14 protein-coding genes and 1 rRNA gene are annotated in these 12,800 nt (G+C 37.2%); 14 read left to right on the top strand and 1 reads right to left on the bottom strand.

Annotation, left to right across the window (positions count from 1 at the left end; translation table 11 throughout):
* Position 1: 1 nt before the first annotated feature.
* From comGC to R4146_RS04575, 12 genes are all read left to right on the top strand, one after another.
* Positions 2-313: a competence type IV pilus major pilin ComGC gene (comGC, locus tag R4146_RS04520; RefSeq protein ID WP_339960243.1), complete on the top strand. Its 312-nt coding sequence runs from the start codon at positions 2-4 to the stop codon at positions 311-313.
* Entirely contained in the window at positions 300-731 is a 432-nt protein-coding gene (gene comGD / locus R4146_RS04525; protein WP_339960244.1) for a competence type IV pilus minor pilin ComGD, read from the top strand. Before comGC ends, comGD begins: the two co-directional genes overlap by 14 nt.
* 140 nt (positions 732-871) lie before the next feature.
* Entirely contained in the window at positions 872-1,315 is a 444-nt protein-coding gene (locus R4146_RS04530) for a competence type IV pilus minor pilin ComGF (RefSeq protein WP_339960245.1), read from the top strand.
* Positions 1,312-1,455 (top strand): hypothetical protein, encoded by a 144-nt coding sequence (locus tag R4146_RS04535; protein WP_339960246.1) that lies wholly within the window; start codon positions 1,312-1,314, stop codon positions 1,453-1,455. The genes R4146_RS04530 and R4146_RS04535 overlap by 4 nt, the downstream gene beginning before the upstream one ends.
* Before the next feature lie 78 nt (positions 1,456-1,533).
* Positions 1,534-2,562: a class I SAM-dependent methyltransferase gene (locus R4146_RS04540; RefSeq protein WP_339960247.1), complete on the top strand. Its 1,029-nt coding sequence runs from the start codon at positions 1,534-1,536 to the stop codon at positions 2,560-2,562.
* Positions 2,563-2,589: 27 nt separating this feature from the next.
* Positions 2,590-3,786: an acetate/propionate family kinase gene (locus R4146_RS04545; protein ID WP_339960248.1), complete on the top strand. Its 1,197-nt coding sequence runs from the start codon at positions 2,590-2,592 to the stop codon at positions 3,784-3,786.
* A gap of 196 nt (positions 3,787-3,982) precedes the next feature.
* Positions 3,983-5,353, top strand: a complete 1,371-nt coding sequence (locus R4146_RS04550) for an amino acid permease (RefSeq protein ID WP_373695337.1) — start codon at positions 3,983-3,985, stop codon at positions 5,351-5,353.
* A gap of 104 nt (positions 5,354-5,457) precedes the next feature.
* A complete protein-coding gene (locus R4146_RS04555; RefSeq protein ID WP_339960250.1) occupies positions 5,458-6,066 on the top strand; it encodes a metallophosphatase in 609 nt (202 codons plus the stop codon).
* A 14-nt stretch (positions 6,067-6,080) separates the two neighbouring features.
* Entirely contained in the window at positions 6,081-7,475 is a 1,395-nt protein-coding gene (locus tag R4146_RS04560; protein WP_373695338.1) for a bifunctional metallophosphatase/5'-nucleotidase, read from the top strand.
* Between the two features lie 14 nt (positions 7,476-7,489).
* Positions 7,490-8,041 (top strand): YutD family protein, encoded by a 552-nt coding sequence (locus R4146_RS04565; protein WP_339960252.1) that lies wholly within the window; start codon positions 7,490-7,492, stop codon positions 8,039-8,041.
* Positions 8,042-8,056: 15 nt separating this feature from the next.
* The gene (locus R4146_RS04570; protein ID WP_339960253.1) at positions 8,057-8,842 is read left to right on the top strand and encodes a TIGR01457 family HAD-type hydrolase; all 786 of its coding nucleotides are present in this window, start codon (positions 8,057-8,059) and stop codon (positions 8,840-8,842) included.
* Positions 8,832-9,473, top strand: coding sequence for a TIGR01906 family membrane protein (locus R4146_RS04575; RefSeq protein WP_339960254.1), 642 nt, complete (start codon positions 8,832-8,834; stop codon positions 9,471-9,473). The genes R4146_RS04570 and R4146_RS04575 overlap by 11 nt, the downstream gene beginning before the upstream one ends.
* A 25-nt stretch (positions 9,474-9,498) precedes the next feature.
* Here R4146_RS04575 and R4146_RS04580 read toward each other — a convergent pair whose 3' ends face one another.
* On the bottom strand, positions 9,499-10,137 hold the full coding sequence (locus tag R4146_RS04580) for a VTT domain-containing protein (protein ID WP_339960255.1): 639 nt from the start codon (positions 10,135-10,137) through the stop codon (positions 9,499-9,501).
* Between the two features lie 183 nt (positions 10,138-10,320).
* Here R4146_RS04580 and R4146_RS04585 point away from each other — a divergent pair, with 183 nt between their 5' ends.
* On the top strand, positions 10,321-10,911 hold the full coding sequence (locus R4146_RS04585; RefSeq protein ID WP_339960256.1) for a peptidylprolyl isomerase: 591 nt from the start codon (positions 10,321-10,323) through the stop codon (positions 10,909-10,911).
* A gap of 298 nt (positions 10,912-11,209) precedes the next feature.
* Positions 11,210-12,785, top strand: a 16S ribosomal RNA gene (locus tag R4146_RS04590).
* Positions 12,786-12,800 lie beyond the last annotated feature (15 nt).

The following is a 12,800-nucleotide window of genomic DNA, read 5'->3' on the forward strand; positions in this document are numbered from 1 at the left end:
AATGAAAATTAATTTTAAGCGCCATCGTGATGCATTCACACTAATTGAGATGACAATTGTCCTATTTATTATTTCATTGTTAATTTTAATCATTATTCCGAATTTAAATAATCAACGTAATAACGCTAAATCAATCCATGGTAATGCGATGGAATCAGTGATTCAAACGCAAATTGATAGCTATTTAAATGAAAATAACGAGGATAATGTTAGCTATGACGTACTACTTAGTAAAGGGTATTTAAATGAGCGTCAAGTTAAGCAGGCCCAACAAAATGGCATTAAAATCATTAATAATAATGCACAAAAGTAAGGGCGGCTTTACCGTATTGGAAAGTTTAATTGTGCTGGTAATAACTAGCTTAGTGATTGGCTTAGGGATGATTTCCATTAACCGCGCTACAGTTGCTAGAGTTCAAGAACGTATCTTTTGGCAATCATTAAAACGGCAATGGCAGTTCAATGAACGCTATGCGGTGGAAAATAAAACCACTGTAAACGTTACGTTTTTAAAACATCAGGTGCAGTTTCAATATCCAGAACAGCCGGAACGCAATTATGAATTTAATTATCCTAAGAGTGTGGCGAAGAGTTCTGAACGCGATCTGATTACGATTAAAAGCAATGGTTATATTAGTCCAAAGACGATTTATTGGACGGTCAATAATGGCCAAATAATTAAGCAAACATTTCAGTTAGGATGGGGAATTTATCGAATTAAAGCACAATAGAAGCGCGTTTACGTTAGTTGATTCACTATTAGCGTTGGTAATTATGAGTGTTGGCGTGACTTTTTATTTAGAAACTATGCACGTGGCCAACAATCGGTTGTTAGAAAGTCAAAAAAAGATGGAAAGTAGTCGATTGCAATATGAAAAAACGTTGCCGAGTCATGAGTAGACGGGATGGTTTTACGATTGTTGAAAGTGTGATCTCAATTATAATCGTAGCGATGGTAGTCGGTTTGATGAGCATCGTAATCCGGTCAATATTACGTTATCAAGAACATCGAAATAACGTTACTGCATTTCATATGTATTTGCGAATGATTGAATCACCCGAGTATCAATTTAAGTATTTAAACCATCAACACCATCAATTAATACTAAGCGCTAATCAAAAGCGGTATGTAATTGGTCAATCGGTAAATAGTATTCGACTAACTACTGATAAAGGGGGCTACGTACCATTGATTGATGATGTTGCAGCAGTGAATTGGCATTATGATCGAAATATTTTATCAACGCGACTAGTTATGCAAAATGGTGATCAATTCACGGCACGTTCATTAATGAAAAAGGAGTCCCGGCAATGAGACAAGCTTCAATTACAATGGTGTCAATCATGATTTTAAGCTTATTAATGGTAATACTGGCGCTACAACTTTTATCGATCAATAAGGAAATTAGTACTAATCAAATGATTACTAGCGATTATCAAAAACGAATTAAATGATGGTCAATCTTGAATTTGTTAATAAATTTCTGGTAATATTGATAGTGGTTATTGTCTAATCATTTTACCTAAGGGAGGTTGAGAATACTGGCAAAAAAAGATACGGAGACTCTTTTTAAAGTATTGGACCAATCGACTGAACTATTGCAAAATGCACTTAATTTATCTTATCTAGATGCTTTCATTGAAAATGCAAATAACATGTTAGATAATAATAATGTCCACGTGGAAGATGGTCAGCCTGATGCAAGTACTGTAGAAAAGCTTAAGGATTTGTACCAGCAAGTTGATTATCAACACATGGCATCCGAAAATGTTCGTAAAGCAATTCAAATGATTTTAATTAAAGCCGTTGCAAAGGATAAAATTCAAGCGAACCATCAATTAACGCCTGATACAATTGCTTTTATCATTGGATACTTATTGACGCGCATTTTTAAGGGTCAATCTAAGATTGAAATCTTAGACCTTGCAGTGGGTAGTGGAAATCTATTAATGTCAATTATGCATCAATTAGCATCTGAATTGCATACAGATGTGAGTGGGGTTGGAATTGACAATGATGATTCACTATTATCAATTGCTGGAATTAGTGCCGAAATGCAAAAATTATCAGTAGAATTAGTCCATCAAGATGCTATCAATAATATTTTGGTCAATAACGTGGATCTAGTAGTTTCTGACTTACCAGTTGGTTATTACCCAATTGATGACAATGTGCAAAACTATGAAACCCATTCTACTGAAGGTCATTCTTTTGCTCATCATCTACTAATTGAACAGGGAATGAACCACGTTAAACCAGGTGGCTTTGGGGTATTCTTGGTGCCTAGTAATTTATTTCAAACTAAAGAGTCCAAGTCGCTGTTAAAATGGATGCAAGATAAGGCATACTTACAAGGAATGCTTAATTTGCCAAAGGAATTATTTACCAATGAAAATACTCAAAAGGCAATTATGATCTTGCAACGTCATGGTAACGGTGCAAAGCAAGTTAATAAAATAATGATTGGTGAATTTCCTTCATTCAAGAATCAAGCAGCATTTCAAAAGTTTATTGCTGAGATTGTAGAATGGGAACAAAAGGATTTATTAGCTAAGTCATAATAATATGTTTGTTTAAGGAGAATCGTTATGGGAAAATCAATTGCAATTAATGCTGGTAGTTCAACTTTAAAATACAAATTATTTGAAATGCCATCTGAAAACTTAATTTCTAGTGGGGCTATTGACAGAATCGGAATGCCAAGTTCAACTGTTACTATCAAATATGATGATGGTAAGAAGTACAAGGATACTTTAGATGTTAAGAACCATGAAGAAGCAATTAAGTTAGTGTTAGATAAGTTATTAAGTCTTGATATTATTAAAGACTATAACGAAATCACTGGAGTTGGTCACCGGGTTGTTGCTGGTGGAGAAGAATTTAGTGATTCCGTTGTAATTGATGATGATGTATTACAAAAATTAGAAAACCTTTCTGAATTAGCACCACTTCACGAACCTGCTAATATTTTAGGAATCAAGGCATTTAAGAAGATTTTGCCTGACGTGATCAGTGTGGCTGTATTTGATACATCATTCCATACTTCAATTCCTGAAAAGAACTATGTTTATGGAATTCCTTATGAATACTACGAAAAATATGGTGCTCGTAAGTATGGTGCTCATGGAACTAGTTACCGTTACGTTACCCAACGTGCCGCTGACATGCTTGGCAAACCAGCTAAGGACCTTAAGTTGATCATTATGCACATTGGTGCCGGTGCTTCAATTTGTGCGGTAAAGGGTGGCAAGTCATTCGATACTTCAATGGGCTTTACACCATTAACTGGGGTTATGATGGCTACTCGTTCTGGTGATGTTGATCCATCCGTACTTTCATATGTAATGGAAAAAGAAGGCATCGATAAATTAAGCGATATGATTACGATCTTGAACAACAAGTCTGGACTACTTGGGGTTTCAGGTGTTTCAGCTGATATGCGTGAAATTGAAGGGGTTCAAGATAAGAACCACCGGGCTTACCTATCACGTGAAATGTACAAGAACAGAATCATTCGCTACATTGGTCAATACATTGCCGAAATGAACGGTGTTGATGCCATCGTATTTACTGCTGGTGTTGGTGAAAACGATATTATGATTAGACAAGAAGTGACTGATGAATTAGGCTACTTCGGTATTGGCGTTGATTCTAAGAAGAATGATATTCGTGGTGAAGAACGCGATATCAGTACTGATGACGCTAAGGTTAAGACATTATTGATTCCAACTAATGAAGAATTAATGATTGTAAGAGACGTTGAACGCCTTAAAAATAATAAATAATCTTTAAAAAGAAGTTCGCCAGTCGAACTTCTTTTTTATTTCAACTAAAAATGAAATAATTTCATCTAATAATAAATAAGATGAATTATTATTGATTTAATGCGGATTAGCGGAATCTCTAATGATGATGGGGGTTATCAGTAAGTTGTGCATTTTTATTAACTTTATGTATACTATTAAACATTGAAAAGGAGTGTTGAACATGGGAAAAAATGACGAACAAATGTCAAAAGAACTTAAAGAACGCCATGTGCAGCTAATTGCGCTCGGTGGAACCATTGGAACCGGGCTATTCTTGGGGGCCGGTCAATCGATTCACTTTGCCGGACCATCCATTTTATTAGCATATCTAATTGCTGGAGTAGCCTGTTTCTTCCTAATGCGTGCGTTAGGAGAACTGTTGATGTCCAACCCTGATAGTACATCATACATTGATTTTATTGCTAAATACTTAGGCCCTAAATGGGGATTTATTGCAGGATGGACGTATTGGATTTCATGGATTGCCATTGCTATGGCTGAAATCACAGCTGCTGGGCTGTATATGAAATTTTGGTTTCCAGACATGCCCCAGTGGTTACCAGCGTTAATTATTTTAGTAATTTTATTCTTCTTAAACTCGATTACGGTTGCTGCGTTTGGTGAAACCGAATTCTGGTTTGCCATTATCAAAGTGGTGGCAATCCTAGCATTAATTGCAGTGGGAGTAGTGTTATTATTAATGAACTACAAAACTTCTGCTGGGCACGTAAGCATTAGCAATTTAACCCATGGTAGTTTCTTTGCTAATGGTGCTAAGGGCTTTTTCTTATCGTTTCAAATGGTTATCTTTAGTTTCGTGGGAATTGAAATGATTGGGATGACTGCTTCAGAAACGAAGGATCCAGAAAAGGTCATTCCAAAGAGTATTAATGCAGTCCCAACTAGAATCCTATTATTCTACATTGGCTCGTTACTTGCATTGATGGTAATTTATCCATGGAATGATATTAGTCAAAACTCCAGTCCATTCGTTCAAGTGTTTGAAAACATTGGAATTACATCTGCCGCTGCTATTATTAACTTTGTGGTCTTAACTGCTGCTGCATCTGCATGTAATAGTGCTGTTTTTACAACTGGTCGGATGCTTTATTCATTAACTGGTCGGGAAACAAATCAGTTCAGTAAGAAAATGCATCGTTTATCCAAAAATAAGGTGCCAAGTAATGCTATCTTGGTTTCAACGTTGATTATTGCGATTGCCGTAATTTTAAATGCCGTTATTCCAGAAGGGGTCTTCACATTTATTTCTAGTGTGGCAACGACTTGTTTCATCTTTATCTGGGGTGCCATTGTGGTTGCGCATGTTAAGTACCGTCAAAAGATTAAAGCTGAAAATCGTGAATCCGAATTGAAGTTTAAAACTCCATTTTTCCCAATCTCTGATTACTTTGTATTAGTATTCTTGGGATTAGTAGCGGTAGTCTTATTATTTAAGTTCGATACTTTAATTGCTTTGATCGGTTCATTAGTTTGGTTGATCGTAATTTACTTGATTTACCAATTTAGTGCTAAAAAAGTTAACTAATTTAAAAAAACTACTTTCCAAATGACTGGAAAGTAGTTTTTTGTTGCTTCTTTTTGAAAAGATTGAAAATGATGTAATATAATATATGATGAAGGTGATATAAAATGAATTATTTTACTGCTGACACGCATTTTTTCCATAAGGATATTTTAGGGCAAAATGACTTTGCACCACGCCCATATGCCAGTGTTGAAGAAATGAATCAAACGATAATCAATAACTGGAATCAACGGGTAAAACCTACCGATACCGTTTATCATTTGGGTGATATCGCATTATATTTTATTAAACCCGTTAATGATGCCTATCAAGCGATTCTAGATGTTTTAAACCAATTAAATGGTAACTTAGTATTAATTAAGGGTAATCATGATAGTCGGGCATTCTTTAAGTTTTTAGCTAAGCATAATTATCCATTGAACGGAAAACCTAAGTTTCAATTCCATGATGTAGGGGTGTTGCTTAAGTTCGATCATCGGCAGTATTATCTAACTCATTATCCATTTATGTTAGGAATTGTTAATCAAATTATTAGTTTACATGGGCATATTCATCATTATTCAGTGCCCATTAAAGAAAACATCAATGTGGGAGTTGATAGTCCAGAATTAGCCTACCTAAGTTATCAACTACCATTTGGCACGCCATTATCCGAATCTGACATTGAAGAAATGATTACTGGTAAAGCAATTGATCTTGCAAAACGACGCTAGGAAGGATGATTCATTTGACTGAGAAAGTAGCTATTTTACACACTAATGATATGCATTCACATTTAGAAAATTGGCCTAAAATTAGAAGATACATTATAAATGAACGGAAGCGTTTAGAACAGGCTGGATATCAAGTATTAGTATTTGATATTGGGGATGCCGTTGATCGTGTGCATCCATTGACCGAGGCTACGAATGGTCAAGCAAACGTTAGGTTGATGAATGAAGTGCATTATGATGCAGTCACCATCGGAAATAATGAAGGCCTTACTAATACTCACGATCAATTGAACCATCTTTATGATGATGCTAATTTTGATGTTGTATTAGCGAACCTCAAGGATTTAAAAACGAAACAAGATCCAAAGTGGGCCCAACCTACGAAGACGATTATTACTAATAATGGGACACGGTTAATGATTATGGGATTTACTGCACCATATATTTTAACGTACCCATTAGTGGGCTGGTTGCCGATTGACGAACAAACTGCAATCAATGAATCCCTAGCTGCTAATCAAGGCAAGTATGACGGTTTATTGATGTTATCCCATTTAGGGATTAGTGCAGATCGGAACAATGCTAAATTGCATCCTGAATTTGACGTTATCTTTGGTTCCCATACTCACCACTTGCTTGAACATGGCGAAATGGATAATGGGACCCTATTGACTGGTTGTCAAAAGTGGGGACATTATATTGGGACGACTAAATTGGAAATTGATGATGCTCATCACATTATTAATAAATCCGAATCCGTTGTCAAAACTGCTGATTTACCAGCAATGAGCGGTGATCAAGCTGAAATTGATGGTTACGAGCTAGAAGGAGAACGACTACTAGCAGAACGTAAGGTTGCTAACTTGGACCACTCGATTCAAAAAGATTGGGTAAACGGTAGTGAATTGACCCAAATTGGGATGGCAGCCATGAAACATAAGGCGAAAACGAAAGCAGCGGTCTTAAACGATGGCCTATTTTTGACCGACCTGCCTAAGGGCATCATTGATAAAAACCAAATTCATAAGTTATTACCCCATTCAATGCACGTAATGAAAACAACACTAAGTGGATATAATTTATGGCGGCTAGTTCGTGAAATGGAAAAGAACAAGCGCTTTTTAAGTCGCTTCCCCCAAAAGGGAATGGGCTTTAGAGGCGATATTTTTGGTAAACTAGAGATGTCTGGAATTGAATATAATGCTGACGATGATACAGTCATTTTTGATGGTTCAATCGTAAAAAATGAAGCGCAATACGAAATCGCCTTATTAGACCATTATCTATTCATTCCATTTTTCCCAACCGTCTCCATTGCTGGTCGGAATCAAATGTATTATGACCAACCACTACGGGATGTGTTTAGTGACTACTTAGCAAGTCAATATCCATTAAATCAAAATAAATAGAACGGAGGGATGGCTTGGACCGGAATAAAATTGAAGAATTAGCAGAAATAAAACGGGCATCAAGACGCCCCTTAGCTCAAATTAATCAAATTGATGAGGATAATTTTTCCATTAACGGATATAAGTATCAATTAGTGGCGAATGAAGGGGATGCCTTTGATTTAGAATCACTACGGAAAACGTATAATACCTTTTTTAGTAAGTATGACTATATTCTAGGTGATATTGGTTATGATCAATTGCGATTAACTGGTTTCTTTGCTGATGAACAAAATGTGAATCCAGCAGATAAAATTAGTAACGTAAAGGATTATTTGGTCGAATATTGTAACTTTGGCGCTCCCTATTTTATCTTGCATAACCTAGAGGCACGACGTGTTAAGCCAACTAAAAGTCGAAGTAATTCGTATAAAACTAGGAATCGGAAGCGTAATAATAAACATGCGTTTATCGAAGAAAAAATTACGAAACGAAAACCACCAATTAATCGTCGGAAAGCAACGGTGGTCACTGAATCAAAGGGTAAGGGCCAACGTCATTTTAAGATTCGCCAAAAACAAAAATAAAGGAGATTCATTTTAATGAAACGCTATCAAGGATATTTTATCGACTTGGACGGAACCATCTATGCTGGTAAAAAAAGAATCCCAGCTGCAAAACGATTTATTGAACGACTTCAACAAGCACAAATTCCATTTTTATTTGTTACTAACAATACGACTAAGTTACCCAAGGATGTTGTCGCTAATTTAGCTAATAATCATGATATTCATGTTAGTGAGGATAACGTGTACACTGCTGGTCTAGCAACTGCTGATTTTATGGATAATCAGGCTGATAATAATCATCGAAAGGCGTATGTTATTGGAGAAACTGGCTTGATCGATGCCCTTGAAAGTCGGGGCTTTGAAATTACGGATGATCATCCGGATTATGTAGTTGTTGGCTTGGATACGGATGTTACCTATGAAAAATTTTGTGTTGCAACCCTAGCAATTAAGAACGGGGCGCGGTTCATTGGAACCAACCCGGATACTAACATTCCAAATGAACGCGGCATGTTACCGGGTGCTGGTTCATTAGTGGAACTAGTTCGTTATGCAACTCAAGTAGAGCCTACTTTAATCGGTAAGCCAGAACCAATTATTTTGAATAATGCCCTAAAGATTATCGGCTTGGATAAGCAACAAGTAGTAATGGTTGGGGACAACTACATGACTGATATTTCAGCTGGTATCAATGTGGGGATGGATACATTATTAGTTTACACCGGGGTTTCAACAAAGGAACAAATTGCAACTAAATCCATTAAACCAACTTGGCAGGTGGATTCCTTAGATGATTGGCAATTAACGGATGAGGATTAATTGGCAAGCATACTTACTATGTATCATATTTGAAATCTTTTTTATTAGTTTTTCAATTATGATCGTAGCGAATGCTACCTTTTTATATCAACTTAATATTAGATGGCTGCATTTAGTTCAAGCAACCGGAGTTTCAGCTGATGCCATCATGGCCGATTATCGACGCGTTATTGACTATTTACAGAATCCGTTAATTAATCAACTCGATTTACATTCATTTAAAAGTTCACCTGATGGGATTGAACATTTTAGGGATGTTAAACGGCTGTTACTTTTTAATGAATTGGTAGCATTGATTAGTGGGGTTGCATCAATTTGGAGTTTGATTTATAACTTTAGCCGAAATAGATTATGGCAATTTTTAATTCCCATTAAGGTGATGTTAACTTCTTTAGCAGTTTTTGTTACGTTAGTTTTGATTAACTTTCAAAGTAGTTTTATTATGTTTCATAAACTATTTTTTAGAAATCGAGATTGGGTATTCAACCCCAACCACGATCCCATCATATTGGCATTACCAATTGAATTCTTCTTACAGTTATTATTATTTATAATTGGACTGGTTCTAATATTTAACTTAATACTGTATTGGCTTGGATTAATAAGTTTAAGGCCCAAAAATAAAGGATGACTCATTATTAGAGTCATCCTTTATTTTATTTGCTTAGTTTACCTTTAATGACACCAATAATGGCAGGTAATAATGAAATGAAGATAATTGCTAGAATTACAGCAGAGAAGTGTTCTTGGATAAATGGAATATTACCAAAGAAGTATCCAGCACCACAACAGATTAAGACCCATGTGAAACATGCCGGAACATTATGCAGTACGAATTGTTTATAACTCATTTTACCACTGGCTGCTACGAAAGGTACTAACGTTCTGATGATTGGCATGAATCTAGCAAGAAAGATAGCTGCTGCTCCGTGCTTTTCAAAAAAAGCATGGGTTTTGTCAACGTGTTCAGGTTTGATTACCTTTTGAACCCATTTATTGTCTAATAATCTAGTTCCGATTTTTTCACCTAGTAAGAAGTTAACGGAATCACCAACGATGGATGCAATTAAGAATAATAAAATAAAGATCCAAATGTTAAGTGAATAGTTAGCGCTTGCTGAAAGTGCAGCTGCTGCAAATAGTAGTGAGTCCCCTGGAAGAAATGGTAATACCACTGCTCCGGTTTCTACTAAAATTACAGCAAACAAGATTAGATATGTCCAATCGCCAAATGTATTTACAATGTTGACAATGTGTTTATCTATATTTAATGTAAAGTCGATTAATGTTCCCAAATGTTTCGCTCCCTTTAAAATTAGTATTTATAATTCTACCAGAAACATTTTAGTAAGATTAGCTTTACCATGTTAAATTTAGAAAAAATCAATTTTTATATTTGATTTTATATTCTAAAGCATAGATAATATTATTTGTACTTTTATCCGATTGAATACGATTTAAAATACAGGAGGATGAGGATGACTCAATACCCACAGTTAGAAATAAAAGCAGCAAACGGACCTTATGCAACAATTATTACCAATAAGGGTAATATTAAAATGCAGTTGTTTCCAAAGCAGGCACCAAATACAGTCAAAAACTTTACTGAATTAGCAGAAGCTAACTACTATGATCATTGTACCTTTCATCGGGTCATTAATGACTTTATGATTCAAACTGGTGATCCAACAGGAACTGGTAATGGTGGTGAAAGTATTTGGCACCGGCCATTTGAAGATGAATTTTCAGATCAGCTTTATAATATTCGCGGAGCAGTTTCAATGGCGAATGCTGGTCCAAATACAAATGGAAGTCAATTCTTCATTGTACAAAATCACAATGTAAATGCTGATATGCTAGAACAATTAAAGGATGCTAATTTCCCAGAACCAATTGTTAAGGCATACCAAGAATATGGTGGTACGCCATGGCTTGATTTTCGCCATACGGTTTTTGGTCAGGTAATTGACGGAATGGATGTAGTTGATGAAATTGCAAAATCTCCGGTCGATGATGCTGATAGCCCATTAAAAGAGATAATGATCGAAAAAATAAAAATTTCTGAATAAAAGGGTTGACTCTATTCGTTAATATTGTTAAGATATTTTTTGTTGTCGTTGAGGTGCTTTACTTGTTCAACACTTTATAAAAAAAGTTGTTGACATTAAAAACACTTCATACTATAATTAAATAGTTGACTTAAAAAATAAATAACTTTAAGTTAACGAGTAGGTCTTTGAAAACTGAACAAAATTATGACAAAGATGTGTAAGGAACTTCATAATTAATTATGAAGACAAAATCTTATGCGAAGTCAATTCGCTTAAAAGTAACAATATTAGAAGAGCTAAGTTAAGCTTTTCATCTTAAGATGAGAGTTTGATCCTGGCTCAGGACGAACGTTGGCGGCGTGCCTAATACATGCAAGTCGAACGAGTTTCCGTTAATGATAGTTGATGCTTGCATTAACTTGACTTAACATCGAAACGAGTGGCGAACTGGTGAGTAACACGTAGATAACTTGCCCTAAAGCGGGGGATAACATTTGGAAACAAGTGCTAATACCGCATAATAACAAAAACCGCATGGTTTTTGTTTGAAAGATGCGTTTGCATCACTTTAGGATGGATCTGCGGCGTATTAGCTTGTTGGTGGGGTAATGGCCTACCAAGGCAATGATACGTAGCCGACCTGAGAGGGTAATCGGCCACAATGGGACTGAGACACGGCCCATACTCCTACGGGAGGCAGCAGTAGGGAATCTTCCACAATGGACGCAAGTCTGATGGAGCAACGCCGCGTGAGTGAAGAAGGGTTTCGGCTCGTAAAACTCTGTTGTTAAAGAAGAACGGGTATGATAGGAAATGGTCATATCGTGACGGTATTTAACCAGAAAGTCACGGCTAACTACGTGCCAGCAGCCGCGGTAATACGTAGGTGGCAAACGTTGTCCGGATTTATTGGGCGTAAAGCGAGCGCAGGCGGTTTCTTAAGTCTGATGTGAAAGCCTTCGGCTTAACCGAAGAAGTGCATCGGAAACTGGGAAACTTGAGTGCAGAAGAGGACAGTGGAACTCCATGTGTAGCGGTGAAATGCGTAGATATATGGAAGAACACCAGTGGCGAAGGCGGCTGTCTGGTCTGTAACTGACGCTGAGGCTCGAAAGCATGGGTAGCAAACAGGATTAGATACCCTGGTAGTCCATGCCGTAAACGATGAATGCTAGGTGTTAGAGGGTTTCCGCCCTTTAGTGCCGCAGCTAACGCATTAAGCATTCCGCCTGGGGAGTACGACCGCAAGGTTGAAACTCAAAGGAATTGACGGGGACCCGCACAAGTGGTGGAGCATGTGGTTTAATTCGATGCTACGCGAAGAACCTTACCAGGCCTTGACATCTCCTGCAAAGCTAAGAGATTAGCCGTTCCCTTCGGGGACAGGATGACAGGTGGTGCATGGTTGTCGTCAGCTCGTGTCGTGAGATGTTGGGTTAAGTCCCGCAACGAGCGCAACCCCTATTATTAGTTGCCAGCATTAAGTTGGGCACTCTAGTGAGACTGCCGGTGACAAACCGGAGGAAGGTGGGGACGACGTCAAATCATCATGCCCCTTATGGCCTGGGCTACACACGTGCTACAATGGACGGTACAACGAGTCGCAAAACCGCGAGGTTAAGCTAATCTCTTAAAGCCGTTCTCAGTTCGGATTGTAGGCTGCAACTCGCCTACATGAAGTTGGAATCACTAGTAATCGTGGATCAGCATGCCACGGTGAATACGTTCCCGGGTCTTGTACACACCGCCCGTCACACCATGAGAGTTAGTAATACCCAAAGTCGGTGTAGTAACCTCTTTTGAGGAGCAAGCCGCCTAAGGTAGGACTGATGATTAGGGTGAAGTCGTAACAAGGTAGCCGTAGGAGAACCTGCGGCTGGATCACCTCCTTTCTAAGGAATAATTCG

It is taken from the genome of Nicoliella lavandulae (genome assembly GCF_037546185.1).
Classification (GTDB): Bacteria; Bacillota; Bacilli; order Lactobacillales; family Lactobacillaceae; genus Nicoliella; species Nicoliella lavandulae.